The sequence below is a fragment of the Alcanivorax xiamenensis genome (assembly GCF_009846745.1).
In the GTDB taxonomy this organism is placed as follows: domain Bacteria; phylum Pseudomonadota; class Gammaproteobacteria; order Pseudomonadales; family Alcanivoracaceae; genus Alloalcanivorax; species Alloalcanivorax xiamenensis.
Genome location: NZ_AQPF01000005.1, coordinates 1 through 24,642, shown reverse-complemented (window position 1 = coordinate 24,642; position 24,642 = coordinate 1). Strand labels below are relative to the sequence as shown.

The following is a 24,642-nucleotide window of genomic DNA, read 5'->3' as shown; positions in this document are numbered from 1 at the left end:
TCGCCAGTCTAGCGGATCGGAATATTGCCTGACCACGGTGACGAAAATGTAAATCAGCGGCGGCCCGGCCGATCGGGTGGATTGATCGCCGGCATCGGAACCGGAGTGAGCTCTTTCGGCAGGTACAGTGGGTGAGCCGGTTCCCCCGAGCCGTTCATGCGCAGACAGTGCAGGGTGTCGCCGAGGCGGTCGCGCACCTGGGCGGCGCGATTTCGGTGACGGCCATGATTGCCCCAGCCGGCCACTATCAGGCTGGCGTCGCGGGCCAGCTTGCTCAGCCATTGGTCGTTGCGCGGGCCCACCGGATCGTCGGCGGCGAACAGATCGCTCGGATAAGTGGCCCGGTAGGCGAACAGGTTGGCCACGCACAGCGCGGAATAGCCCCAGTCCCGGGCAAAACCGATACAGCGGCGAATGGTCGGGTCATCGCGGCGATGATCGGCGGTGGACGGGTTCAGCGCCACCAGCAGCACATAGTCATCGCCCTCGGCCCAGCGGCGCCAGAGGGCATAGCGGTATTGGCGGCAGCGGGAAAAATGGGCGCTTCGTTGCATGGCGGTTGGGGGAACTGATTTCCGGGCCGGCGATTATAGCGTCAGGAGTGAGCAATGCCGAATTGGCAAGTCTGCCATCCGTTGCCAAAAGCCGCTTTCCCGGACCAGACTACAACAGCCCTGTAGAGACCTCTGACGGCATGTCCGTGTGCTTTGACCTTGATGGCCTTTGGGGTTCACCCTGAAACGGAACAGATGGTGTGTTTAAGGAGGACCTTATGAGCGAGCATGTTTACAAAAAGCTGGAATTGGTCGGCTCATCCAAGGACAGCATTGAGGGCGCCATTCACAACGCCATTGCCGCTGCTGATAAAAGCGTCAAGAACGTGGAATGGTTCGAAGTCCAGGAAACCCGGGGCCATGTGGAAAACGGCAAAGTCGCCCATTTCCAGGTGGTGGTGAAAGTCGGCTTTCGAGTTGATGTCTGAGCCGGCCTGAAGCACACGCCAACGGGAAAGTCCGTTGGCGTGTGTTGGCATTAGACGGCTTCCAGTGACAGCGGTCGCTGACAAACGCGGGTGCGTTTGAGAATGTTCAACTGCTTGGCGGTGAGGTCCTGCGGCAGTGCCACGGTGCTGTGATCCTGATGAATACGGATGGCGCCGATCAGGCGGCTTGGCAGGCCCGCTTCGTTGGCAATGGCACCGACCAGGTTGCCTGGCCGCACACCGTGGGCATGGCCCACTTCCACCCGGTAAACCTGCATGTCAGCGTTGGCCTCGCCATCGCCACTGGCGGCACGGCGGCGATTGTTGGCCGGACGGCCTTCCTTGCGCGGATGGTCCTTGCGCGGGCCCTCTTTGTGGGCGCGCGGCGGTTTGCCCACCGGGGCCGGCTTGAGAATCACCGGTTCCTTGGCCACCAGCAACGCGGCCAGGCCCAGAGCCAGTTGATCGCCTTCCAGATCCAGTTGTTCGCGCAGCGCTTTCAGCACGGTCTCCGCTTCTTCGCGGTGCTTGCCTTCCAGGCCCGCCACCAGTTGTTCCTGCAACTTGGCCAGACGCTTGCTGTTGAGCGCTTCGACACTGGGCAGGTCCATGGCTTCCAGGCGCTGACCAGTGGCGCGCTCAATGGCGCGCAGCATGCCCCGCTCGCGGTGTGACACGAACAGAATCGCCTCGCCGTTACGGCCGGCGCGACCGGTGCGGCCGATACGGTGTACATAGGCTTCGGTGTCGGCGGGCATGTCGTAGTTGATCACATGGCTGATGCGCGGCACGTCCAGGCCACGGGCCACGACGTCGGTGGCGATCAGCAGATCGAAACGGCCTTCACGCAGGCGGGCCACGGTTTTTTCCCGTTGTGCCTGGGGAATGTCGCCGTTCAAGGCTTCCGCGCGCAGACCACGACGTTGCAGCTGTTCGGCCAGCTCCAGCGTGGACTGCTTGGTGCGGGCGAAAACGATGACGCCGTCATGGGGCTCGCCTTCCAGAATGCGGCACATGGCATCCAGCTTGTTGAGGCCGGAAACCGGCCAGAAGCGCTGGCGGATGCCGTCGTTGGTGGTGGTGTCGCTTTCGATGCGAATCCACTTCGGCGACTTCAGGTGACGCTCGGCCACGCGCCGGATCACATTCGGCATGGTGGCGGAAAACAGCGCAAGTTGCCGTTCTTCCGGGGTGTGTTCGAGGATCCATTCGACGTCGTCGATGAAGCCCATGCGCAGCATTTCGTCGGCTTCGTCCAGCACCAGCGCCTGCAGGCGCTCCAGATTCAGGCTGCCGCGCTGCATGTGGTCCATGATCCGGCCGGGGGTGCCCACCACCACCTGGGCGCCGTCTCGCAGCGCGCGCAATTGGGTGCGGTATTCGCTACCGCCGTATACCGCCACGACCTTAACGCCGCGCAACTGGCGGGCGAAGGTTTCCATGGCGTCGGCCACTTGCAGGGCCAGTTCGCGAGTGGGAGCGATCACCAGCAGCTGTGGGCAACGCTGCTCCGGATCGATACGGGCGAGCAACGGCAGACCGAACGCGGCGGTCTTGCCGGTACCGGTTTGTGCCTGACCGAGCAGATCATCGCCGTCCAGCAGGACGGGGATGCTACGCTCCTGGATCGGCGACGGGGTTTCAAAACCCAGTTTGCCGATGGCATCAAGAAGGGGCGCGGGCAAGCCCAAAGCGGCGAACCCGGAATCGCTATGCAACATGAAGGGGACCTTTCAGTGAAAAGGACGCAGGCCAGTATGGCGGGGGGCGTGGACTATACGGTAAATGGCGGGAGAATGCACCTTTTTATTTGTCGGCACGCCTGTCTTCGCGAGCAAGCCCGCTCCCACGGCGGCTTCGAGGGCCGCTCCGCGGATGGTTGTGAAAGCGAGCTTGCTAGCGAATGGCGCGTGAGCGCTGGTTTACAGCGGCAGCACTTCGAAAGTCCCCAGGTACCCCAGGCGCCGGCTCTCGGCCTGTTTGTCGCTGGTGTTCTGATCCGTGGTTTCCGCCTCCATGAAGAAACGGCCGGCGTGGGGCCAGTCGATCGCCACCTCGCCATTGTCGTCGCTGGTGACGGCCCAATCTTGCTGGGCGTCGCGATAACGGGTGCCGGCGGGTAGCAGGAGCACCTCCAGGCCGGCGGCGGGCTTGCCATCGATGACGAAACGGAAACGGGCGGTCTCACCGGTGTAAAGATCATTTGGATGGGTCAGCGGCACCAGTTCCAGGCCCTTGCCGGTGACGGCCAACGCGGCGGTATCCGGAGCACCGACGGAAGCGAAGGTCTCGATGCGGCTCACCGATTCCACCAGGCGCACTTTGTCCGCACCTTTCGGCACTTTCTTCAGCAGCGCTTTGATATTCTCGCCGAACACTCGCTTGCGTTCACCGTCCTGCTCAAAGAAGGCGAGGAAGAAATGGCCTGGCAAGGCAATGCGATAACTGCCGGTTTGCGCCAGATTGACGTCGAAGACACTGCGCCGGTGCATTTCCAGAAGATGGTCGGTTTCCGCCGCTTTGCCATCCGGGCCGGTGACTTGCAGATTGTCCAGCGGGTAGGCGCGATCCGGATAGAAGATGTCATTGGAAACACTGGCATCGACACTGATCCACTGCGCTTCCGAAACCACGCTATGGGTCGGCAACAGCCAGCGTTTGTGGGCCTGGGCAGTGGGAGAAAGCAGTAGCAGTGCGGAGACCGCGGCGGCGGCCAGGGAAACGGGTTTCATGGTTTGGCTCCTGTCATTGGCAGCATTCAAGGGGCAAGGGTCAGAGTGACGTCATGCAATTCTTCCGTGCCTTCGGCACGGAGCTGTTGGGCGCTGGCGGGAGGCCACTGGAACGGAATCCGCACCACTTCGCGGCCACCCACCTCGCGGGCGGCCTCCACCACCAGCTGGTAGTCGCCGGCGGGCAGTTCGGCCATCGCCGGCAGCTCGGAAAAGTCCACGCTGTGCTTGCCCGGTGAGCGGGTGGCGCCGGTGAGGCCGTCATAGGGCGCGCTTTGGGAGCGGCCGGTGCGGCGCCACCACTGGCGCAGGTCCTTGAGCCATTTCTCCTGGTCGTCGTACCAGAGTCCCAGCGGGGTGGCCACGGTGTTCTCCGGTGTCTCGATCCAGAACGCCACATAGGGCGCGTGGTATTCCGCTACCCGCAACCGTGGCACTTCCACCTCCACCTGGAATTGGGTCGCCTCGGCGGCGAGGGCCAGGGCGGACAGCATCACTATCGGGATCAAACGCATGACCATCTCCTAATGCATGAAAAAGGCAATCAGCAACCACGGCAGCACCAGCCCCAGTGCCGTGACCGGCCAGGTGGCGGGGCGCCGACGGGCGTGCAGAAACATCAGGGCCAGGCCGGTGAAGGCGAACAGCAACGTGGCGATGGCGAAAATATCGATGAACCAGCGCCATACGGTGCCGGTATCACGGCCCTTGTGCAGGTCATTGAAAAAGGCGATCCAGCCCCGGTCGGTGTTCTCGTAAAGCACCTCGCCGCTGCCGCGATCAATCGCCAGCCAGGCATCGCCGCCGGCCCGGGGCATGGCCAGATACACCTCCTGGCCGGACCATTCCGCCTCGCGGCCATCCACCCCGATATCCAGGTCCCGCTGGAGCCAATCCCGCAACGACCGGGGCAGGGCACCCTGATCCCGGCCGTTCAATTCGGCCAGCAGCGCTTCCGGCAGGGTGGCGGTGACTTCTTCCACCGCCGGTTCGCCGTCGATCTGGGCGGCATGGTTGAGAGTGATGCCGGTGACACTGAACAGCACCATGCACACCAGGCACAGGGCCGAACTGACCCAATGCCATTGATGAAGCTGCTTGAGCCAGCGCGCTTTTGCTTTCTTGTCCAAGCCGGAGATCGTCCACTGCCCTGGGATGACGGATGGTGGGCATGTTATTGCGAATGGTTCGCACTAACAATGAAAGGAATGGGTAAAGAATGTAAGAGCCTGTTCACGATCTCTACGCCGCCGCGCCGGAGCTCCCTTCTCACCTGGTAGAAAGTGTCGTCAGGGCGTGATTCCGATTGTGCCGTGTAGTCATTCTACATAAACAAGCGTAATCGCGGTCTGACGGCGAAAGGGGCCCGGCCCTTCGGGTTGCGCTTGAAAAGCCGCCAGAGGACGCTGTGGCCTTTGACTTTGGAACCACCAGAGCCTGCAGTCCCCAACGCCCTCTGGCGGCTTTTCAAGCAGCAACGCGGTGGCGTAGAGATCGTGAACAGGCTATAAGCAGGGAACCTGGCGGCCGGATCGGGGACGAACCAGCCATTCCCTTTGTGAATGATAATTCTTATTCTTTACGAATGACCGCGATATCTCCCTGTCCGGCCCGTCTGCTGGTAATCGAGGACGACGCCGTATTATGCACCCATTTACAGGACTTCCTCGCCTCCCGGCAGCACCATGTGACGGTGTGCCGGGATGGCCGGGCCGGCTTGCAACAGGCGCTGGATCAGCCGTTCGACCTGGTGTTGCTGGATATTCTGCTACCCGGCATGAATGGCCTCGATTTGCTGGCGGAACTGCGTCAGCGCAGCGCCGTGCCTGTGATCGTGCTGTCCGCCCTCGGCGACGAGCAGGATCGCATCAGCGGCCTGATGAAAGGCGCCGATGACTATCTGCCGAAACCCTTCAGCTCTGCTGAACTGGCGGTGCGGGTGGAAGCGGTATTGCGGCGGGTGACGTTGGAGCGGCGTCAGGGCCAGGGCGTGGCGCCGATGGGTGCACTGATCCTGCGCACCGAGGATGAAAGCGCCCGCTATCGGGACGCCGATCTGGGGCTCACCACCACCGAATTCCGCCTGTTGCAGGTGTTCCTGGAGCATCGTGACCAGGTGCTGAGCAAGGCGTTCCTGTATCAGGCGGTGCTGCATCGCGGCTATGGCCGTCATGATCGCAGCCTTGATCTGCATGTCAGCCACCTGCGCCGCAAACTGCGTGATGCCGGCATGGCGGAGCAACCGCTGCGCACGGTCTGGGGCCAGGGCTACACCCTGGTGTCCGAGGCGCTGTAATGCCCGGCCGTCATTCGCTGTTCTGGCGCCTGGCCCTGGTGCTGTGTCTGAGCGCGGTGGTGATCGTGGCCTGCAGCCGCTGGGTGACGATCTGGGTGGCCAACCAGGTAGTGCTGCTCAGTGATCAGGCCAAGGCGGAAATGCTGGGCTACGCTCATGAGGCGGAAGCGGCCTGGCTGGTGGGCGGAGAGCAGGGCGTGGCGGCCTGGCTGGCGGAGCTCGACCGGCGGGTGCCGGGGGAGGCCATGGTGGTGGACACCGCCGGACGTTCCCTGAGCGGCACCCCGCTTACCGAGAGCCAGATCGCCGGCTTTCGCTTTCAGCGCGAACTGGATTGGCGCATGAGTTTCCGCTACCGCGATATGCCGTTCATCGGCATGCCGTTTCCCGGCGCGCCAGACCAGGGGCGCCTGGTGATGCAGCTACCGCCGGAACACATGCCAGGCGGCGCCTGGCCGCTGCAACGCACCCTGATTCTGACCTTGCTGCCCGGCATCATGGCGCTGCTGGCGGTGATCCTGATCTTCTGGCGCATCATGGTGCCGTTGCGGGCGCTGGAAGCCCAGGTGCAGCGGTTCCGCGACGAGCCCGCGTCGCGGGTGGAAACCACCCTGACCGAACGGCGCGATGAATTCGGGGAATTGGGGCGCAGCTTCAACAGCATGGCGGAGCGGGTGTCCGGTTTGCTGGCCAGCCAGCGGCAACTCCTGCACGACATGTCCCACGAGCTGCGCACGCCGCTGAGCCGGTTGAATGTGGCGCTGGACAGCCCGCTGGACGAACCGGCGTTGCGCCAGCGGGTCGCCACGGAAGTGGACAAAATGCGCACTCTGGTGGACGACACCCTGGCTCTGGTGTGGCACGACACCGAGCAGCGCGGTTCGGAGATCGGCCCGTTGTCGGTCCGGGAAATCTGGGATCTGGTGGTGGACGACGCCGCTTTTGAAAGCGGCTGGGACCGATTGCGGTTCCGTTGCCAGTTGCCCGAGCACGCCACGGTGCTTGGCAATCTCAACGACTTCGCATTGACCCTGGAAAATCTGGTGCGCAATGCCATCCGCCACTCCCCGGAGAACGGCGAAGTGATGCTGCACGGCAACCGGGAGGGCGGTTATTGGCATCTGTGGCTGGCGGACCAGGGGCCGGGAGTGCCGGAGGAACGCCTGGAATCGATTTTCGCGCCGTTCGTGCGGCTGGATCCGGCCCGCACCACCGACAGCGGCTTTGGACTGGGGCTCAGTATCGCGCGCCGCGCGGTGATCCGGCAGGCCGGCGAGTTGTGGGCGGAGAATGGCCGCCCCGGTCTGCGGGTGCATGTACGACTGGCGGCGGCAGAGAATGTATAAAGTGTAATCCTGCCTTTTTCATCAAATAAGAATCTATATCATTCCTGTTCGCAATTTTACGTCCGGGATCGGGTCTTTGGACGCCATTGGGAAACTGCGGGAGTTCAGGAATGAAATTACGTTGTGCCTTGACCGGGGTGGTACTCGGCTTGGGGGCGGGTTCGGTGATTGCCGATGACACCGTCAACCAGATCGAACGGGTCACGGTGACCGCCGCGGGACGCATTCAGCAGTTGGAGGACGCGCCGGCCTCGATCAGCGTTATTGATCGCGAACAACTGGAACAGCGTTTCTACAAGGACGCCACCGACGCGCTGCGGGATATCCCCGGTGTCATCGTTACCGGCGGCGGCGCCGGTGACAACGGCAACGACATCGTCATGCGCGGGATGCCGGCGCAATACACGCTGATCCTGGTGGATGGCAAGCCGGTGTCTTCCCGGGAAAGCCGCCCCAACGGCAGCGCCGGTTTCGAACAGGACTGGTTGCCGCCGCTGCAGGCCATCGAGCGTATTGAAGTCGTGCGCGGTCCCATGTCCACGCTGTACGGTTCCGATGCCATTGGCGGCGTGATCAACATCATCACCCGCAAGGTCGCCGACGAGTGGGGCGGCGGCATGCAGCTGGATACCATCATTCAGGACGACTCCCGCTCCGGGGACATGCAGCAGGGTAACTTCTTCCTCAACGGTCCGCTGAAAAAAGACCTGTTGGGTTTGCAGCTCTCAGGCAAGTTCAGTAACCGTGAAGAGGATCGCTTTGCCAACGGCTTCGAAGATAAAAGTCTGCGCAGCCTCACCGCCAAACTGGCGTTCACGCCCACCGCCGATCACGACTTCACCCTGGAAGCGGGGGAAACCCGTCAGCGCCGTCGTGGCCATGTGGGTGAGAGTGTGGATCCGGACGGCTGCCGTGGCGGTTGTACCGATAGCGACGACGAGTTTCGCCGCGAAGTGCTGGCGTTGACTCACACCGGCCGCTGGGCCATCGGTACCTCGGACAGCTATGTGCAGCGGGAAGAGACCGAAAACGAAACCCGCGAGATGACCATCACCAATACCACCGCCAAGAGCAGCCTGATGGTGCCGCTGGGAGACCATATGCTGACCGTGGGCGCGGATTTCGAAAAGGAAGAACTGTCCGACAAGACATCGAATCGCATCTCTGACCGCACCCGGGTGGACGGTTCCAAATGGGCGATGTTCGTCGAAGATGAATGGATGCTGCCGCACAATGTGAGCCTCACCGGTGGCGTGCGACTGGACGATGACGAAAATTACGGCAGCCAGGTCAGCCCGCGTCTCTATGCGGTATGGGGCTTCGCGCCGCGCTGGACCATCAAGGGGGGTGTTTCCACCGGCTACCGTTCGCCGAACCTGCGTGAAATCACCCCGGACTGGGGGCAGGTCAGCCGGGGCGGCAACATTTACGGCAACCCGGATCTGGAACCGGAAACCTCACTGAACAAAGAACTTGGCCTGTACTTCAATGCCGGCCGGGTACTCACCGCCAGCGTTACCGTGTTCCATAACGACTTCGAGGATAAAATCACCCGGGTAGCCTGTCCGATCACCATTTGCACCGATGGTCCCAATGATTTCGGTGCCGACCCGACCTACCGTATCAATGTGGATGAAGCGGTGACCAAAGGGGTGGAAGCGACCCTGGCCACCACCCTGTGGCGCCAACTGGATCTGACCTTCAGCTACACCTACACCGATTCCGAACAGAAATCCGGTGAGTACAAAGGGCAGCCGCTGACCCAGATTCCGGAACACCTGGCGTCCCTGCGGGCGGACTGGCGCGCCACCGATCGGATTGCCCCTTGGACCTCCGTGCACTATCGCGGCAAAGAGAGCCAGCCGGTGACCGGGCCGTCCAGCAACACCACGACCGCGCCGTCGAATACCTTGATGGACGCTGGTGTGGCTTTCCGTCTGTCACCGCAAACCACGCTGAACGCCGGTATCTACAATCTTACCGACAAAGAAATCTTTTATGATGAATACGGCTATGTGGAAGATGGCCGCCGTTACTGGCTGGGCATGAGAGTGACGTTCTGATCGAAAAGCCGTGTCTCTGAAGGCGGAAGAAAAACAAAAGGACCGGCATTCGCCGGTCCTTTGGGGTTATGGACGTTGCTTTCCGGGCAGAGCCGTTACTGGGACTCGATGCGCTGGCGCAATTCGTTGTCGTACTGGGCCAGTTGAGCGATCTGGTTGTACTTCTGAACATCCATACCGCTGTCCTGCACCGCCTGCACCATCTCCTGTTGCGCCTCCTGCTGTATTTCCATGGCTTTCCGCGGATCCTGGGCACTCTCCTGCAATTTGCCCTGGTACTCCTGTTTGATGTCGTTCACCTTGCCCTGGGCTTCGGCGAAGCGCTGCACGTCCTGATCGGAAATATCGGTGCTTTGCGGCATGGCGCCTTGCTGTTGCGGGGCCTGCTGCGCGGCGCCGGCCGGTGGCGCCGACGGGTTTTCGGTGGTGTGCTGTTGCGCCAGCGCGAGGCTGCTGGCACCGGTGGCTAGAACAAAGGTGGCCACTGCGACCATCGGACCCTTTAGCGAAGCTTTCATGGTGTTTCCTCCTGATTGCTTCCGTGACAACGGCATGCTTTCCAGGCATGCCACAGAAGAATCCGACAGCGATCCAGAGGAAGGTTCGCGAGTGGTTTCCGGAATGTGATGGGTTTATCTTTTTATATTTCAGTTGAGTATAAAAGTAGCACTATTTATTTCTTTATAATGTTTACAGCGTCCTTATCATGGCCTCTCCAGTTACCTGAAGCGACTCGAGGTACAGCGACGTCATGGGCAATGCACAACTGATTACACGGGTAGGCGACAACAGCGCCGGTCTGTCCCGGGAGACCCTTGCCGACCTGAACCGGGTCTACCGTTCGCTGAGTTTCGCCGAGCGCATTCAGCGCGTGTATCAGGATTTCGCCCCGGACCGGATCATGGTGACGTCGTCCTTCGCCGCCACTTCCGCGTATTTCTTGCATATCATTTCCACCATCCGGCCGGAACAGAAAGTCCATTTCATCGATACCGGGTATCACTTCCAGGAGACCCTGGAATACAAGGATTACCTGGTCGAGCGTTTCAATCTGGACGTCATCGATGTGACCCCGGATCCACAGCACCATGAGGTATCCCAGCAGGAACGCATGTGGCAAACCGACCCGGATCTGTGCTGTCAGGTGAACAAGGTGACGCCGCTGGAAGAGGCCAAGGAAAACTACGACCTGTGGATTTCCAGCCTGATGTCCTGGCAAACCGAGCATCGAGCCGGCCTGGAGATCTTCGAGGAGCGTCGCGGCATGATCAAGTTCAACCCGATGATCGATGTGACCCGGGAAGAACGTGACGCCTACATCGCCGAACACGACCTGCCGTTCCACCCGCTGGTCCAGGAAGGCTACCACTCCATCGGTTGCAGCCATTGCACCTGGAAAGGCGAGGGCCGTGAAGGCCGTTGGCAGGGCAAGGCCAAAACCGAGTGTGGCATCCACCTGTAACCGCGTAGAGGTGGTCGCGTACCGACCGCCGCTGTCCCTTCGTTCGCGGGCAAGCCCGCTTCCCACGATCGCTTCGTAGTCCCCTGTGGGAAGCTGGCTTGCCAGCGAATTCATACCCTTCGTATTCTCGCACTGGCAATAGCTACCATTTTCCCTTCCTGCGAACGTTTTTTCTTGCCAGGATCGACGGGGCGATGACCGGAGCCGATCCGGGTTACCCTGTTTTACGGTTCTGTCTTCCGTTTTCAGGCAACTTGTTCTGTTCCCGTGGGTCTATGCCTGAGTAGCACACGGATGAACGGAAAAGGATGACGATGAGACGCATTATTAAGCCCTTGTTGGCGTTGTTGTTGCTGGCGGGGCTGGTGGCGGTGTTTCTGTGGCGCAATGCCAGCACCCCCGAACGGGTGGACGGTCTGGCGGTGGCCCTGGATCGGGACGGCGACACCGAGGTGATGCGGGTGATTCTGCATGACGCCGATCAGCGGGTCCGTTGGCAGGGCAAGGGCGATAACTATCTGGTGGACGCGCGCCGGGACGGTGGCGATGTCTACCATCTGATCGTGGTGATGGTGGACGAGCGCAAACGCTACCGGGTCAACTCCACCGTCCGTTTGGAACCCGGCAGCCACACCGTGGTGGCCAACTTCGGCCCGGAAACCCGGGTCAGCCAGGATGGCAAGGTCCAGATCAGCGGCGGCCGCCGGATCATCGTCGAGCTGCGCTGATCCGGGTGGCGCGGCGCCGCGACAATATGCCGCATTTTCTTCTTCCTCCGTACCGCTAGGCTTGCGCGCCAAAGTGTCCGCGTTCGCCTGGAGGTTTTCTTGTCGCTGCCGTTCCCTGTTTTTCCACGTTACCCCTCTCCACGACGTTATATCTCTCCGCGTTACGCCCTGTCCGGTTGTTTGTGCTGCGCGGTCCTGTGGCCGGGAGCGGTCTGGTCACAGCCGGAGCCCCATGTATTGGAGTCGGTGGAAGTGGGCGCGGACATCGAGGCCCAGCCCCGGCCGACCACCACCGCCGGGCGGCTGGGCCTGGAACCCCGGGAGGTGCCGGCCACCGTTAACCGCGTGGACCGCGAGGACATCGAACAACAGGGCCTGCGCAACCTGATCGAGCTGTACCGCAGCGCCCCCGGCGTCAGCGCCGGCAACATCCCCGGTTCACCGGCTTCCGCCGTGATGCGCGGCCTCACCGACGTGGGGTATCTGTTCGATGGCGTGCGGGTGGCGGATCCGGGCATGGTGGCGCGCAACCTGGACACCTGGAACCTGGAGCGGGTGGAAATTCTCAAAGGGCCAGCGTCGGTGTTGCACGGCACTGGCGCGCTCGCCGGCAGCATCAATCTGGTGCCGCGCAAGGCCAGCCTGGCAGGGGACAGCCGCGAAGGGATGATCTCCTACGGCAGTAATGACACCGTGCGCCTGGGTGTCGGCGGCAACAAAGTGGTGAGCGAGCGGCTGGCATTGCGCGCCGATCTCAGCCACGGCGAGAGCAACGGCTACATCGACGACACCTCGTCCCGCACCAACGCCCTGACCACCAGCCTGTTGTTCCAGGCCACCGAGCGGCTCACCCTCAGCGCCGCCTTCGATGTCTACCAGGACCGGTACACCACGCCCTACCAGGGCGCGCCGTTGCTGCCGGCCTCGGTGGCACGGGATCCCAGTGACGTGGTGTCCGGTGGTGATCTGGTGCTGGACGAATCGATCCGCGACCACAACTACAACGTCCGTGACGGCGCTATGACCGCTGACAGCCAGTGGCTGCGCACCAAGGTGGATTACCAACTGACCTCCACCTGGCGGCTGATCAACGAACTGGGGCTGTACAACGCCAACCGGGACTGGGCCAACTCCGAGGATTTCACCTACGAGGCAGACAGCGGATTGCTGGAACGCGGCACCACCCGCATTAACCACCATCACCGCTTCGCCTCCGAGCGGGCCTACGCCGTCTATGACGGTTACTGGGGTGAGCGCCGCCATCGCTTCACCGCCGGCGTCGAATACCAGTACACCGACTTCGACACCCGCCGCCGCTTCGGCACCACCACGGCGGTGGACCCGTTCAACCCGGACCGGGGCTATCTGCCGCCGAATTCGCCGGCGGATGACACCAGCCGGCTCAACTACGACAGCACCGTGTCCGGCCGCGCGGTGTTCATGGAGGACGCCCTCAACCTGACGCCGCGCTGGCTGATGGTGGCGGGGCTGCGTTACGAGTATCTGGATCTGGACCGGGGCATCGACGATCTCGACGCCGGCAGCCGCGAGACCTTCGGCCAGACCTTCGAGGATCTGTCCTGGCGATTCGGCACCGTCTATGACCTCACCAACGCCACCCAGGTGTTCCTGCAATACAATCGCGCCTCGGCGCCGGTGGGCGGCCTGCTGCTGAGCAACGTCACCAATGCCCGTTTTGACCTGACCTCGGGCCGTTCCGTGGAAGCCGGGATCCGCGGCCGGTTGTGGGGTGACCGGTTGACGCTGATGACTTCGGTGTACCGCATCCGCCAGGACGACATCGTCACCCGCGATCCCAACAACCCCGGCCTCTCGATCCAGGGCGGCAGCCTGGAATCCAGGGGCGTGGAAGTGGACCTGACCCTGCGACCGCACCCGCGCTGGTGGTTGAACCTGAACGGCGCCTTCAACGACGCCGAGTACACCCGCATGACCAGCAGCGGCGGCGCCGACCAGTCCGGCAACCGGCTCACCAACGTGCCGGAGAAAACCTGGAACCTCAGCAGCGCCTATACGCTGGCGTCGTTGCCGGTCACCGTCGGCGGCGCGGTGCGCTACACCGGCGACTTCTTTACCGGTACCGCCAACCAATACCGGGTGGCCAGCCGCACTCTGCTGGACGCCTGGGTGGGCTACCCGCTGGCCGGCGGCACCCTGACCTTGCGCGGGCGCAACCTCACCGATGAGTTCTACGCCGAGTGGTCCGGCTACAGCCCTACCCAGGTCTACATCGGTGAACCGCGCACCGTGGAACTGGGCTGGACCGGCCGCTTCTGATGGCGCGCAACGGCTACGCCACGGTGTGGCGCTGGCACTTTTACGCGGGGCTGTTCACGGCCCCGTTTCTGCTGATCCTGGCGATCACCGGCGCCCTTTATCTGTTCAACGACGAACTCAACGATCTGATTTATCCGCAGCTGCGTTTCGCCCCCAGCGGCGACGCCGTGCTGCCCGCCGGCGATCTGGTGGCGGCGGTGCGCGAGGCTTATCCGCGTGGCACCGTCACCCGTATCGACATGCCGGTGAGCCCCGGCCGCACCGCCATGGCGTTCGTGACGCCGGAGCAGGGCGAGCCGCTGCGTGTGTTCGTCGATCCGGGGGACGGGACGATTCTGGGTGACGTCATTTATGCCCGCACTTTGGTGGGCTTCGCCGATGTCATGCACGGCTCGCTGCTGCTGGGACGCGGCGGTGACGCACTGGTGGAACTGGCCGCCAGTTGGGCGCTGGTATTGGTGATCACCGGGCTGTATCTGTGGTGGCCGCGCGGACGCCGGAGCAGGGCGTTTAGGTTTGACCGGCGTAGCCGGGGCCGCAAGCGCTGGCGGGAAATTCACCGTCTGGTGGGTGTGTACACGGCGGTGATGATCGTGTTCCTGATCATCACCGGTCTGCCCTGGGCGTCGTTCTGGGGCGACCGCGTGCTGAGCCCGGTGAGCAACGCCCTGGGGCTGGGTTACCCGCCGCAACTGCGCCATCACGGTGGTGGGGAAGTACCTGCCGAGACCACCCTTTCCGACACAAACCTCTCAAAAACAATGCTGGAGACTCTCGGTGACGCGCCCTGGGCTTTACAGCAAGCGCCGTTGCCGGACGGCCGCCGCCGCACCACAGTAGCGAGCCAGCCCACTGATGCGCGACACGCAGGCATGCCCACACGCCCACCCGCTGCTGAAGCAGCCTCCCACAGCGGCTGCGTCGTCTTCTCCGTGGGAAGCTGGCCGGGCGGCGCTCCGCTCGCCGGCGAATACGGCGTGAACTCATGCCCCCAACACCAACAGACCGACCACCGCCACTCTCATGAGGGCCTGGACACCTCCACGGCGGCGATCAACCGTGTCCATGCGCTCCTTGCCGCTCAGAGGTTGCCTTACGGCTATCGGCTGTCGATTCCCGCTGACGCGGGGGATCCCTACAGCGCCTACACCTACCCGGACCGCCCCCAGGGCCAGCGTACCCTGCACCTGGACAGCGGCGGCCACCGGTTGCTGGTGAACGTGGGCTTCGACGATTACGGCGCCATCGCCAAGGCGGTGGAACTTGGCGTGGCGCTGCACATGGGCAACTACTTCGGCCGCGCCAATCAGATCGTCATGTTGCTCACCTGCGTCGCCATCGTCGCGTTGGTGATCACCGGCACTGTCATGTGGTGGCGCCGACGGCCCGCCGGTGGCCTCGGCGCGCCAGACTCGCCGCCGATCCGCAAACGCTATTGGCTGGCGGTCACGCTGACGCTGCTGGCGCTGTTGCCGCTGGCGGGGCTCAGTCTGTTGCTGGTGTTGGCGCTGGAAAAAGGAAGGGCGCTGGCGCGGCGCCGGTCAGTGGCCGGCTAACCGATCCTCCTTGCGGACATGGACCAGCAGGGCGTCGAAAGCGACCTTGAGCGCCTTGAAGTCCCGATAATCCGTCACCGGCTGATGCGAAAACCAGTGGGCCTCCCGCCGCTCCCGCTGGCGGCTGTCCGGCCAGATACGGAGTTCACAGGCGTCGCCGATCACCACCAGATAGAAATCGCGCTGTCCATCGGTGAAGGCAATGTGCCGTGGAATGTAAGCCTCCACATCGCAGGGCAGGGTGTAATGCAAGGCCTCACTACGCCACATGATGTTGCCCATGGGCGCCTTCACCGAGCAGCCGAAGGAGTTGTGGTGGTTGTGGAGCACGCGGTTGATGTCGTCCAGGGGAAACGCTTCCCAGGTCCTGGCCCGGCGCGGCCGCTCGAACAGCCGGTCGATCCAGTTCTGCTTCTCCCCGTTTCCGGACAGGCCGCCGCACAGGCGCTCCTCTCGGTAGTAGATGTTCATCGCGGTGATGCTCTCCTGGCCGGGTGTTCTGGCTTCCGTCTAAACACCGGGGCAACTTATAAGGGCCGGGAAAGATTGTCCACGGACATCGAGGTCCGTGAATCGTTGCCGCGCCACGATTCGCTGCCAAGCGGAGCGCCGCCCGGACAGCTTCCCACGGAGGGAGGCCACGGAGCCGCTGTGGGAAGCCGCCTTGGCGGCGAATACACACCCTGGCGGTGTGACCCGGGCCGGCCTCTGTGCCATAATCCACGCCGCTTTTTCTCTCTTTCCTCTCCATTCGCTCTTCGATCCGGAATCCGACCTTGCTGACCACCGCCAATATCACCATGCAGTTTGGTGCCAAGCCGCTGTTTGAGAACGTCTCCGTCAAATTTGGTGACGGCAACCGCTATGGACTGATCGGCGCCAACGGCTCCGGCAAGTCCACCTTCATGAAGATCCTCGGCCGCGATCTGGAACCGTCCGCGGGCAATGTGTCCAAGGACCCCAACGAGCGCATCGGCAAGCTGCGTCAGGACCAGTTCGCCTACGAGCAGTACTCGGTGGTGGACACGGTGATCATGGGCCACGAGGAACTGTGGAAGGTCAAGGAAGAGCGCGACGCCATCTACTCGAAAGAGGAAATGACCGAGGAGGACGGCATCCGCGCCGGCGAACTGGAAGCGGAGTTCGCCGAAATGGACGGCTACACCGCCGAGTCCCGCGCCGGCGATCTGCTGCTGGGCGTCGGTATCCCGGTGGAGCAGCACTTCGGCCCCATGAGCGAAGTGGCGCCGGGCTGGAAACTGCGCGTGCTGCTGGCCCAGGTGCTGTTCTCCGATCCGGACATCATGTTGCTGGACGAGCCCACCAACAACCTGGATATCAACACCATCCGCTGGCTCGAAGACGTACTCAACCAGCGCCAGTGCACCATGATCATCATTTCCCACGACCGCCACTTCCTCAACAGCGTGTGCACGCACATGGCGGACCTGGATTACGGTGAGTTGCGCGTCTACCCGGGCAATTACGACGAGTACATGACCGCCGCCACCCAGGCGCTGGAACGCAAGCGCGCGGACAACGCCAAGAAGAAGGCGCAGATCGCCGACCTGCAGCAGTTCGTCAGCCGCTTCTCCGCCAACGCCTCCAAATCCAAGCAGGCGACCTCGCGGGCCAAACAGATCGACAAGATCAAACTGGAAGAAATCAAACCCTCCAGCCGCCAGAACCCGTACATCGTGTTCGAGCAGGAGAAAAAGCTGTTCCGCAACGCGCTGGAAGTGAAGAGCCTGGCGAAAAGCTTCGACGAGGAATTGTTCTCCGGACTGGATCTGCGTGTGGAAGTGGGCGAGCGCATTGCCATCATCGGCCCCAACGGCGTCGGTAAATCCACCTTGCTGCGCTGCCTGGTCGGCGACCTGGAACCCAGCGCCGGCGAAGTGAAATGGTCGGAAAACGCCACCCTGGGCTATTACGCCCAGGATCACGCCGCCGACTTCGAGGAAAAGCTGAATCTGTTCGATTGGATGGCCCAATGGGGCAAACCCAGCGACGACGAACAAGTGATTCGCGGCACCCTGGGCCGGCTGCTGTTTTCCTCCAACGAGATCAACAAAACCGTGGACGTGATTTCCGGTGGCGAGCAGGGCCGCATGCTGTTCGGCAAGATCATGCTGCAACGGCCCAATATCCTGGTGCTCGACGAACCCACCAACCACCTGGACATGGAATCCATCGAGTCGCTCAACCTGGCGCTGGAAAACTACCCCGGCACCTTGCTGTTCGTCAGCCACGACCGCGAGTTCGTCTCCTCCCTGGCCACCCGCATCATCGAACTGACGCCCACCGGCATCGTCGACTTCCACGGCAACTACGAGGACTACCTGCGCAGCCAGGGCGTGGTTTGATCCAGCAGGTACCCCATTCGCTGCTGAAGCAGCTTCCCACAGCGGCTACGTAGTCCGGTCTGTGGGAAGCTGCCTTGGCAGCGAATAGAGCGTTACTTCGTATCTCCAAGACTAATGGACTGGTGACGATTCTGGACCGCACCCTCAAACCACATCCACCAGCACCACCTCGCTGTCCGCCTCGGCGCTGACCGTCAGCCGGGTTTCGTCGTCGATGGCGAGACCATCCCCGGCTTCCGCCAATACCCCGTTGACGCGCACCCGGCCCTTGGCCGGCACCAGGTAGGCCTTGCGCCCCGGCGCCAGCTCGTAGACCGCCTCCTGGCCGTGATTCAGGGTCGCCGCCACCACCCGGGCGTCGGCCTGGATCGGCAGCGCGCCGTCTTCCTCCGGCTCCCCGCTGGCCAGCGTCACGAAGCCGCCGGCCCGATCCCCCTTGGGAAACGGCTTGCTGCCCCAGGTGGGCGGCAGGCCCGTGGCGTTCGGGATGATCCAGATCTGGAAAATCCGTGTCTCGGTTTCCTCCAGGTTGTACTCGCTGTGGGTGATCCCGGTGCCCGCGGACATCACCTGTACGTCCCCGGCCTCGGTGCGGCCCTTGTTGCCCAGGCTGTCCTGGTGGGTAATCGCGCCTTCGCGGACATAGGTGATGATCTCCATGTCCCGGTGGGAATGGGGCGGGAAACCGGTCTGGGGTGCGATGCTGTCATCGTTCCACACCCGCAACTCGCCCCAGTGCAAATGCTCCGGGTCGTAGTAATTGGCGAAGGAGAAATGATGCTTGGTATCCAGCCAGCCGTGCCGGGCACCGCCCAGTTCATTGAAGGGTCGCAGTCTGATCATAATGTCCTCCTTATGTCCTCCTAAGTGGACACAGGCGTGGGTGCCTGGCCACTCGATGACGTCACTCTAGGATTGGATCGGCCGATAAAAAACAGGGAAAAGTGGTGACATTGAATCGGATTATTCGATGAACAGGCTCGCTGCGCTGCCGTTGTCGAAATGGCCGGCCGGCAGCCGACTAACCGGCATTCAGAGATCAAAAAAGGAGAACACCCATGTCCGGCAACACCGTTCGTCTGCACCGCGTCCTGCGCGGCACCCCCGACCGCGTCTACCGCGCCTTCATCGACCCGGACGCCATGGTCAAATGGCTGCCGCCCCACGGCTTCACCGGCAAGGTTTACGACATGGACGCCCGCGAAGGCGGCGGCTACCGCATGACCTTCACCAACTTCACCACCGGCAACAGCCACGCCTTCGGCGGCCGCTTCGTCGAACTCAAGCCCAACGAACTGATCCGCTACACCGACCAGTTCGAGGACCCCAACCTGCCCGGGGAAATGCAGGTCACCGTCACCCTCAAGCAAGTGCTGTGCGGCACCGAAGTGCACATCACCCAGGAAGGCATCCCCGACGCCATCCCGCTGGAATTCTGCTATCAGGGCTGGCAGGAATCCCTGATCCAACTGGCGCAACTGGTGGACCCGGAAATCCCGGACGAGGGCTGAGTTGAGCAACCCGTCCACTCGCTCCCACGGATTACTCTACGAAGCCGCTGTGGGAGATTCTATGGTGCCCTGCAATGCTTAAAAGAGCTTTGCGGGGCAATATTCTTGTTGCTGCTTCATCAGGGCGAAGGCGGTGCGGGCGATCTTCCGGGCCAGGATGACCAGCCTGCTGGCAAATTTCCTTCCCGGAGAGCTGTGATTCGCCAGCAAGACACTCGCAGCTTCGTACCAACCTCTCCATCACTGTGGGAAGCTGCCTCGGCAGCGAACGCCAAGCGCATCCCGCCTCAATGCCGTCCCGAACTCCCCATGCCTGCCCTCCCACTGGATGTGATAGCGTTTGTGAAGCGCCCGCTCACAGGAGGCCCCATGTCCAACGCACAGCACCCGCCCAACGCAAAAGAATGGCTTCAAGCGTTCATCGGCGGCTTCATCGCCACGCTGCTGTTCCACCAGGGCGTCATCGCTTTGTTCTGGCTGGCCGGATTGATCCCGGCGGCGCCCTGGAATATGAGCCCGGTGCCGCCTTTCGGTATTCCCAAAGTCCTGTCCCTGGCATTCTGGGGGGGTGTTTGGGGGCCTCCGATCTGGTGGCTGATCCGCCGCTGGCAGGGCCTGCGTCATTGGCTTGGTGCCCTGATCGCCGGCGCCATCGGCCCCACCCTGGTGGCCATGTTGGTGGTGTTTCCCCTCAAAGGCCTGGACGTCAGCGCCAACACGGTGGTGGGCGGCCTGATCGTCAACGGCGCCTGGGGGTTGGGGCTGGCGGTGTGGATGCGGCTTGTGTTCTCTAGAACAGAGGTTTGAAAAAGGCGATTTTTGCGGCGATAAACGCCGCAAACTAGTTGATTTTCAAACCTAAAGAGAGCCTCCCGGAAATAGGACAGCAAGATTCCACTTTGCGGATAATCGCCCCCAAAATGGGGCTTGAAGGCAGGGAAGGGCCCCGGCACCAGACGATACCTACACACCGCCCATGCCGGGCATGATCAAGGAATGACCCAAACAGCCGCTTGCATTTATTTTCGCCGCCGGTAAATTCGGACTTAGATCACAAAAAAGACGGCGCACCAGCGGCGTCCTGGAAGGAGACCGCCTTGGAAGGCGGCCGCCAGAAACCGCCGGCCCGAAGAGGCACGGCGTAAAACCAAAAAGTGGGGGAAGGGATGTCTTCCTATTGCTTCATCCAGAGGCCTTTTGAGGGGCCTCGAAGTACTACTGACCATGCTGGCGCTAACGTCCAGAGAATTGTGTGTGCCGCTGTATTTAGACCGAATTACTCAGGCCCCCTCAAAATCCTCAATTATGTCTACGACTTTGCCAAAGACTTCCTGCAAGCCCAAGACGCCGACGATGACCACATCCCCCTGATCGCCCCAGACGTGGCTGGCGCCAGCGGGCCAGAACCGCAGCCTCACAAGTTCGATGCCATTAACGACGAAGGCCACTATATCGCCTGCTGCATTCACAAATGGTACCAGAACGACTTGCCCCTTAATTCCACCGCCGTGATCTACGGCCATCACTGGCTGGCCGAAACGCTTCAACGGGCTCTTAAAGCCGTCGATATCCCCAATGCCTGGCTGAAAACCACCGCTGACAAAAAAACTACGACGACAACGCCGAAAGCGTGGCCCTGCCGATCCAGCAAAGTAGCAAGGAGCTGGAGTTCGGTACCGTATTGCTGGCGGGCCTGGATGGGCTAAAAAATGATGAAGAAAATCTGGAGAACGAAGTGCGGCCATTGTATGTGGGGATGATATGGGCGCGGTAACAATTGTTGCTGACGGATAGTGGAGTTGTGTTGACGTTTGGTGGGTAGTTGGAATATGCGTGCGGGACAAGACCTGGCTCCGTTTTGCGGACTATAAGAAGGAGGTGGCATGGGGAAAGAGACACCAAGAAGCCTAGCTACTGAGGGGGCGGGCTTTCTGGAGGCTGTACGAGGAATATGTACTGATAATGGTAGTCCCAAGAGAAACTGCTTGTTAGTGTACTATTATTTGGTCTGCCATTCGATTGAGCTTTCCTGCAAGGCTGTTTTACTCAAGGGAGGGTTTTCTACCTCGAGGTTAAAGGGAATAGGGCACGATTTGAGTAAACTGATAGTGGAGATAAAAAGAGGAGATCTTGGGAAAGGAATCAGCGAAGCTGATTGTTCTATAGTGAGAATGATGAGCGTTGACTATAGAGATAGAAGATATAGTTATGCCTTGGGGGGGTATAGATATAGTTTGGTGTTACCACCATGGCCGTTTGAAACCGCTGAAAGGATATCAATGTATGCCCTGAGTGCTTGTAAAGGGGGCGAACGAAATGGTGAGTAATAGAGATGAGCTATTAAAAATTTATGATGTTGCTCCTTTCCTAGAGCATCCTCTTTGGAAATCTATTATTGCTGGTGAGCTTTCTATTGATCAGATAAAGAAGGCTGAGCTACAACATGTGTACCGGACAAAATGTGGAAGGGAATTGCGTCGGGAGGCTGTAGAGAAGTCTCTACAATACGGAGAAAATTTTTTTCAAGCACTTTTTCAAACATTCATAGAAGAATGTACTGAACAGTCAGGACCTGATCACTTAGAAATGGCTGAACGGTTAGTGCTTGCGGCAGGTGGGACGCCGGATGAGCTGAAAGATATCCATCCAACGCCTGGGAACTCTGCTGCGATAGCCCTTTACAGAGATATTTCTGAGAGAGGAGCTGCATTCCACTTTTTAGGTGCCGGCGTAGTTGAGTATTTTTACTCCAAATTGAGTCCAAAAATATATAGTGCCTATACTCGCCTCTATGGTTTTTCGGATAAACAAGCAGAAACCTATAGAGTGCATGGGCCTATGGATTATCAGCATGGAGAGAGAGCATTAGCATCCTTGGACGAAGTCCTGTCTTCTCACGGATGGTATGAGATCAAGCTTGCTGTCCGCGATGCTTTCATTGCAACAAGTTTGCACTATGACGGGATGTACCAGGCTGCGATAGGTGAATTAAGCTATTGGAATGCTGGAGAGTTAATATGAAAGGTTATATTTATACGATGTACAAAGGTGCTGACCCCGGTGCTGGTTGGAAAATGAGCGATCCAGATATATATTCTGCAACCCCTTCATTAGGCGCATGTGTTCCTAACGTTAGGAGGGCCGTAAATGAAGGTGACTACATTTTTATTGTTTCTGGCCGAATTGCATCGATGAGGCAGTTTGTTGTTGGTGGCTTTCAAGTTGCTGAAAAAATTGACGCTCTTTCAGCCTTTGATCGTTTCCCAGAAAAAAGGCTTAAGAGAGATGATGAGACGGGGCAAATATTGGGGAATATTATCGTAGATAAATATGGAAATCATTCCGGTCTTGATGACCATAAAAATTTTGATAGAAGAGTGGAAAATTATATTGTTGGTCGAAATCCTGAGGCCTTTAAAGATGCTCTGGAAATAGAAGTGGCCCGGGATCAATCTTTAGGTATGTTGAAGAAAGTGTTTCATGTGGAAAATGCGAATAAAATGCATGATGTTATTGCTAGATGGCGGAAACTTGATAAAGAGCAAGTAGAGGTCATTCTTGCTTGGATAAGAAAAATTAAAGGTGGATGACTAGCATGAATAGCCTTCAGGATGTCCTTAATTCTTACGGCTCGACTTACGATGAGATATCCGCGAGCCTTGGTGTAAAGGTGGAAACTATCGAGGCTTTGCTAACTGGAGAGAATGTGGCACTAGGAGAAGCAAGGAAAGTTGCTGAAGCCTTAGGTTTAAGTCTTTCAGTACTTGCAGAAATGAGAAAGTCTGATTCTGCTAGAGATTTTGAGTTTTTTTTTAGAAGAGCTAATCCTAAAGCCCCGCCTAAAGAAATTATTGATATAAAGAGATATGAGAACCTAATCGGGGCTGCATCGGCTTTTTTGGATGATGGTAATAACGCGGATTGGATAGGCTGCTTTTATGAGGATAGGTTGGCTGACTATGAAGAAATGGCAAGCTTTATCCGAAATGAGGTTCTAGAAGTTGATCTTGTTTCTCCTCTTTCAAATCTTCCTTTTTTGCTTGATAAAATTGGAGTTTATAGTTTTGTAACTAGGTCAACCTTTTTTGAAGGTGTTTCTGTTTATTACTCTAGGCGACCTTATATTTTTATATCTCCTCGTTTTTCTGGCAGGATGCTTTTTACTTTGGCCCATGAGTTCTCTCACCTTTTGCTTCATGTTGATCCTGGAGAGGATTCGGGGGTTTTCGATGAGTACCGTGAAAAAGATATGCCTAGTTTCGCTGAAAGTAAAATGATCGAAAGAGAAGCTGATATTTTAGCATCTTCACTGCTTCTGCCTGCTCGAGGTGTGGGCCTGTGCCTAAAAAAAATCAGGGAGGTGCTTAAAAGTACGGATTCTGAAAATATTGGTGATATTGAGATACTTTACTTGGCAAATATCTATGGAGTAAGTTTTGAGGTGGCTGGTTACCGGCTCGAAAGATTAGGTGTACTCCCTGCCGGTGGTACTATGGCACTGGTTCAGCATATCCGAAAGCAACATGGTAGCCCAGAAAAGCGAGCAGAAGCTGCAGGGCTTCCTGCGCGACCTGAATTTAAGATGCCACAGATTCCTATTAGCATTGTAAAATCTGCAATTGGGAAAATATCGGCCGGAGAGTTTTCTTTGGGGTTTGTTCGGGAGAAACTTGAGTTGCCAATTAAGTCATTAATGGCGGCTAACTTGGGTTGACGTGTATGCATTATATCATTGATACATGCACGGTAATTAATTTTCACAATGCAAATATTACCTCTTTAGTATTGAGTAGATGTGAGGATGCTGTATATATCGGTGAGATTTGTTTGGCAGAGGTGGATGAAGAACAGAAGGCTACACTAACTCCTTATATTAATTCTGGTAGAGTGGAGGTGCTTTCTGCTAATGAATTAGATCTTGACGCTTTCATTGAAGCAAAAACGGAGATGATTCTGGGGGATGGTGAAACTGAATGTATAATCTGGGCCATGGCTGCGAATCTTTGTATTTGTACAGATGACGGAAGGGCCAGAAAAAAGGCAAAGGAAGTGTTAGGAGACGATCTGGTGACTGGCTCTCTAGGTCTGCTTAAACGGTTGGTTGAATGTGAAGTGATAACAGTTGAGTCTGCTTTTCTTATGTATTCAATGATGATTGAATCTGGAGCTTTTCTCCCAAGCTTTTCTAAAATTCAAGACATGACTGAATATTTGGCTATCTGAACATAAGAACTCCTGTATGTGGGATTACTTTCGAATCCGGCTTTTTTTTGTACAGTGATGGTTATTACCTGACAGTCCC

Annotated in this window: 25 protein-coding genes; 17 read left to right on the top strand and 8 right to left on the bottom strand. The window is 59.3% G+C overall.

The window, feature by feature from the left end; genetic code table 11:
* Positions 1-53: 53 nt before the first annotated feature.
* Positions 54-554 (bottom strand): DUF1643 domain-containing protein, encoded by a 501-nt coding sequence (locus A6D6_RS05250; protein WP_133490588.1) that lies wholly within the window; start codon positions 552-554, stop codon positions 54-56.
* Positions 555-772: 218 nt separating this feature from the next.
* Between A6D6_RS05250 and A6D6_RS05245 the strand changes: the two genes are divergently transcribed.
* The gene (locus tag A6D6_RS05245; RefSeq protein WP_133490589.1) at positions 773-982 is read left to right on the top strand and encodes a dodecin; all 210 of its coding nucleotides are present in this window, start codon (positions 773-775) and stop codon (positions 980-982) included.
* Between the two features lie 50 nt (positions 983-1,032).
* On the opposite strand, the gene A6D6_RS05240 is transcribed toward A6D6_RS05245, so the two are convergent.
* The 4 genes from A6D6_RS05240 to A6D6_RS05225 form a co-directional block, all read right to left on the bottom strand.
* On the bottom strand, positions 1,033-2,703 hold the full coding sequence (locus A6D6_RS05240; RefSeq protein ID WP_133490590.1) for a DEAD/DEAH box helicase: 1,671 nt from the start codon (positions 2,701-2,703) through the stop codon (positions 1,033-1,035).
* Positions 2,704-2,904: 201 nt separating this feature from the next.
* Positions 2,905-3,714 carry a DUF4198 domain-containing protein gene (locus tag A6D6_RS05235; protein ID WP_159660143.1) on the bottom strand — a complete coding sequence of 270 codons (810 nt, stop codon included), beginning with the start codon at positions 3,712-3,714 and terminating at the stop codon, positions 2,905-2,907.
* A 26-nt stretch (positions 3,715-3,740) separates the two neighbouring features.
* Positions 3,741-4,229 (bottom strand): DUF2271 domain-containing protein, encoded by a 489-nt coding sequence (locus A6D6_RS05230; protein ID WP_133490592.1) that lies wholly within the window; start codon positions 4,227-4,229, stop codon positions 3,741-3,743.
* A gap of 9 nt (positions 4,230-4,238) precedes the next feature.
* Entirely contained in the window at positions 4,239-4,844 is a 606-nt protein-coding gene (locus tag A6D6_RS05225; protein WP_133490593.1) for a PepSY-associated TM helix domain-containing protein, read from the bottom strand.
* Between the two features lie 455 nt (positions 4,845-5,299).
* Between A6D6_RS05225 and A6D6_RS05220 the strand changes: the two genes are divergently transcribed.
* From A6D6_RS05220 to A6D6_RS05210, 3 genes are all read left to right on the top strand, one after another.
* On the top strand, positions 5,300-6,010 hold the full coding sequence (locus A6D6_RS05220) for a response regulator transcription factor (RefSeq protein WP_133490594.1): 711 nt from the start codon (positions 5,300-5,302) through the stop codon (positions 6,008-6,010).
* Positions 6,010-7,356, top strand: a complete 1,347-nt coding sequence (locus A6D6_RS05215; RefSeq protein ID WP_159660142.1) for a sensor histidine kinase — start codon at positions 6,010-6,012, stop codon at positions 7,354-7,356. The genes A6D6_RS05220 and A6D6_RS05215 overlap by 1 nt, the downstream gene beginning before the upstream one ends.
* 110 nt (positions 7,357-7,466) lie before the next feature.
* Positions 7,467-9,419, top strand: a complete 1,953-nt coding sequence (locus tag A6D6_RS05210; protein WP_133490596.1) for a ligand-gated channel protein — start codon at positions 7,467-7,469, stop codon at positions 9,417-9,419.
* 95 nt (positions 9,420-9,514) lie between these two features.
* Here the strand turns inward: A6D6_RS05210 and A6D6_RS05205 are convergent, their stop codons facing one another.
* On the bottom strand, positions 9,515-9,937 hold the full coding sequence (locus tag A6D6_RS05205; RefSeq protein ID WP_159660141.1) for a DUF4168 domain-containing protein: 423 nt from the start codon (positions 9,935-9,937) through the stop codon (positions 9,515-9,517).
* 233 nt (positions 9,938-10,170) lie between these two features.
* Here A6D6_RS05205 and A6D6_RS05200 point away from each other — a divergent pair, with 233 nt between their 5' ends.
* The 4 genes from A6D6_RS05200 (at position 10,171) to A6D6_RS05185 (ending at position 15,463) form a co-directional block, all read left to right on the top strand.
* On the top strand, positions 10,171-10,881 hold the full coding sequence (locus tag A6D6_RS05200) for a phosphoadenylyl-sulfate reductase (RefSeq protein WP_133490598.1): 711 nt from the start codon (positions 10,171-10,173) through the stop codon (positions 10,879-10,881).
* A 314-nt stretch (positions 10,882-11,195) separates the two neighbouring features.
* On the top strand, positions 11,196-11,609 hold the full coding sequence (locus tag A6D6_RS05195; RefSeq protein WP_159660140.1) for a hypothetical protein: 414 nt from the start codon (positions 11,196-11,198) through the stop codon (positions 11,607-11,609).
* A gap of 99 nt (positions 11,610-11,708) precedes the next feature.
* Complete coding sequence (locus tag A6D6_RS05190) at positions 11,709-13,907, top strand: TonB-dependent receptor (RefSeq protein ID WP_236563994.1); 2,199 nt, start codon at positions 11,709-11,711, stop codon at positions 13,905-13,907.
* Positions 13,907-15,463, top strand: coding sequence for a PepSY-associated TM helix domain-containing protein (locus A6D6_RS05185; protein ID WP_159660139.1), 1,557 nt, complete (start codon positions 13,907-13,909; stop codon positions 15,461-15,463). Before A6D6_RS05190 ends, A6D6_RS05185 begins: the two co-directional genes overlap by 1 nt.
* Here A6D6_RS05185 and A6D6_RS05180 read toward each other — a convergent pair.
* The gene (locus tag A6D6_RS05180) at positions 15,449-15,934 is read right to left on the bottom strand and encodes a hypothetical protein (RefSeq protein WP_159660138.1); all 486 of its coding nucleotides are present in this window, start codon (positions 15,932-15,934) and stop codon (positions 15,449-15,451) included. The genes A6D6_RS05185 and A6D6_RS05180 overlap by 15 nt on opposite strands.
* 305 nt (positions 15,935-16,239) lie before the next feature.
* Here A6D6_RS05180 and A6D6_RS05175 point away from each other — a divergent pair, with 305 nt between their 5' ends.
* Positions 16,240-17,829: an ABC-F family ATPase gene (locus A6D6_RS05175; protein ID WP_159660137.1), complete on the top strand. Its 1,590-nt coding sequence runs from the start codon at positions 16,240-16,242 to the stop codon at positions 17,827-17,829.
* Between the two features lie 144 nt (positions 17,830-17,973).
* On the opposite strand, the gene A6D6_RS05170 is transcribed toward A6D6_RS05175, so the two are convergent.
* Positions 17,974-18,672 carry a pirin family protein gene (locus tag A6D6_RS05170; RefSeq protein ID WP_159660136.1) on the bottom strand — a complete coding sequence of 233 codons (699 nt, stop codon included), beginning with the start codon at positions 18,670-18,672 and terminating at the stop codon, positions 17,974-17,976.
* Positions 18,673-18,887: 215 nt separating this feature from the next.
* Here A6D6_RS05170 and A6D6_RS05165 point away from each other — a divergent pair, with 215 nt between their 5' ends.
* From A6D6_RS05165 to A6D6_RS05130, 8 genes are all read left to right on the top strand, one after another.
* Entirely contained in the window at positions 18,888-19,340 is a 453-nt protein-coding gene (locus A6D6_RS05165; protein ID WP_133490604.1) for an SRPBCC family protein, read from the top strand.
* Positions 19,341-19,709: 369 nt separating this feature from the next.
* On the top strand, positions 19,710-20,147 hold the full coding sequence (locus A6D6_RS05160; RefSeq protein ID WP_159660135.1) for a hypothetical protein: 438 nt from the start codon (positions 19,710-19,712) through the stop codon (positions 20,145-20,147).
* A 359-nt stretch (positions 20,148-20,506) separates the two neighbouring features.
* The gene (locus A6D6_RS05155; RefSeq protein ID WP_201303704.1) at positions 20,507-21,046 is read left to right on the top strand and encodes a hypothetical protein; all 540 of its coding nucleotides are present in this window, start codon (positions 20,507-20,509) and stop codon (positions 21,044-21,046) included.
* Between the two features lie 177 nt (positions 21,047-21,223).
* Complete coding sequence (locus tag A6D6_RS05150) at positions 21,224-21,667, top strand: hypothetical protein (RefSeq protein ID WP_159660134.1); 444 nt, start codon at positions 21,224-21,226, stop codon at positions 21,665-21,667.
* Complete coding sequence (locus A6D6_RS05145) at positions 21,657-22,361, top strand: iron-containing redox enzyme family protein (protein ID WP_159660133.1); 705 nt, start codon at positions 21,657-21,659, stop codon at positions 22,359-22,361. Before A6D6_RS05150 ends, A6D6_RS05145 begins: the two co-directional genes overlap by 11 nt.
* Positions 22,358-22,930: a hypothetical protein gene (locus A6D6_RS05140; protein ID WP_159660132.1), complete on the top strand. Its 573-nt coding sequence runs from the start codon at positions 22,358-22,360 to the stop codon at positions 22,928-22,930. The genes A6D6_RS05145 and A6D6_RS05140 overlap by 4 nt, the downstream gene beginning before the upstream one ends.
* A 5-nt stretch (positions 22,931-22,935) precedes the next feature.
* Positions 22,936-24,054: an ImmA/IrrE family metallo-endopeptidase gene (locus A6D6_RS05135; RefSeq protein ID WP_159660131.1), complete on the top strand. Its 1,119-nt coding sequence runs from the start codon at positions 22,936-22,938 to the stop codon at positions 24,052-24,054.
* Between the two features lie 5 nt (positions 24,055-24,059).
* The gene (locus A6D6_RS05130; RefSeq protein ID WP_159660130.1) at positions 24,060-24,563 is read left to right on the top strand and encodes a PIN domain-containing protein; all 504 of its coding nucleotides are present in this window, start codon (positions 24,060-24,062) and stop codon (positions 24,561-24,563) included.
* Positions 24,564-24,642 lie beyond the last annotated feature (79 nt).

Excerpts from the sequence above, each read along its gene's own strand:
- A6D6_RS05150 (WP_159660134.1), top strand. The coding sequence starts at position 21,224 with ATGGGGAAAGAGACACCAAGAAGCCTAGCTACTGAGGGGGCGGGCTTT.
- A6D6_RS05180 (WP_159660138.1), bottom strand. The coding sequence starts at position 15,934 with ATGAACATCTACTACCGAGAGGAGCGCCTGTGCGGCGGCCTGTCCGGA.
- A6D6_RS05240 (WP_133490590.1), bottom strand. The coding sequence starts at position 2,703 with ATGTTGCATAGCGATTCCGGGTTCGCCGCTTTGGGCTTGCCCGCGCCC.
- A6D6_RS05250 (WP_133490588.1), bottom strand. The coding sequence starts at position 554 with ATGCAACGAAGCGCCCATTTTTCCCGCTGCCGCCAATACCGCTATGCC.
- A6D6_RS05235 (WP_159660143.1), bottom strand. The coding sequence starts at position 3,714 with ATGAAACCCGTTTCCCTGGCCGCCGCCGCGGTCTCCGCACTGCTACTG.
- A6D6_RS05165 (WP_133490604.1), top strand. The coding sequence starts at position 18,888 with ATGTCCGGCAACACCGTTCGTCTGCACCGCGTCCTGCGCGGCACCCCC.
- A6D6_RS05135 (WP_159660131.1), top strand. The coding sequence starts at position 22,936 with ATGAATAGCCTTCAGGATGTCCTTAATTCTTACGGCTCGACTTACGAT.
- A6D6_RS05195 (WP_159660140.1), top strand. The coding sequence starts at position 11,196 with ATGAGACGCATTATTAAGCCCTTGTTGGCGTTGTTGTTGCTGGCGGGG.
- A6D6_RS05185 (WP_159660139.1), top strand. The coding sequence starts at position 13,907 with ATGGCGCGCAACGGCTACGCCACGGTGTGGCGCTGGCACTTTTACGCG.
- A6D6_RS05130 (WP_159660130.1), top strand. The coding sequence starts at position 24,060 with ATGCATTATATCATTGATACATGCACGGTAATTAATTTTCACAATGCA.
- A6D6_RS05205 (WP_159660141.1), bottom strand. The coding sequence starts at position 9,937 with ATGAAAGCTTCGCTAAAGGGTCCGATGGTCGCAGTGGCCACCTTTGTT.
- A6D6_RS05215 (WP_159660142.1), top strand. The coding sequence starts at position 6,010 with ATGCCCGGCCGTCATTCGCTGTTCTGGCGCCTGGCCCTGGTGCTGTGT.
- A6D6_RS05230 (WP_133490592.1), bottom strand. The coding sequence starts at position 4,229 with ATGCGTTTGATCCCGATAGTGATGCTGTCCGCCCTGGCCCTCGCCGCC.
- A6D6_RS05220 (WP_133490594.1), top strand. The coding sequence starts at position 5,300 with ATGACCGCGATATCTCCCTGTCCGGCCCGTCTGCTGGTAATCGAGGAC.
- A6D6_RS05170 (WP_159660136.1), bottom strand. The coding sequence starts at position 18,672 with ATGATCAGACTGCGACCCTTCAATGAACTGGGCGGTGCCCGGCACGGC.
- A6D6_RS05160 (WP_159660135.1), top strand. The coding sequence starts at position 19,710 with ATGTCCAACGCACAGCACCCGCCCAACGCAAAAGAATGGCTTCAAGCG.
- A6D6_RS05140 (WP_159660132.1), top strand. The coding sequence starts at position 22,358 with ATGAAAGGTTATATTTATACGATGTACAAAGGTGCTGACCCCGGTGCT.
- A6D6_RS05210 (WP_133490596.1), top strand. The coding sequence starts at position 7,467 with ATGAAATTACGTTGTGCCTTGACCGGGGTGGTACTCGGCTTGGGGGCG.
- A6D6_RS05245 (WP_133490589.1), top strand. The coding sequence starts at position 773 with ATGAGCGAGCATGTTTACAAAAAGCTGGAATTGGTCGGCTCATCCAAG.
- A6D6_RS05200 (WP_133490598.1), top strand. The coding sequence starts at position 10,171 with ATGGGCAATGCACAACTGATTACACGGGTAGGCGACAACAGCGCCGGT.
- A6D6_RS05145 (WP_159660133.1), top strand. The coding sequence starts at position 21,657 with ATGGTGAGTAATAGAGATGAGCTATTAAAAATTTATGATGTTGCTCCT.
- A6D6_RS05155 (WP_201303704.1), top strand. The coding sequence starts at position 20,507 with ATGTCTTCCTATTGCTTCATCCAGAGGCCTTTTGAGGGGCCTCGAAGT.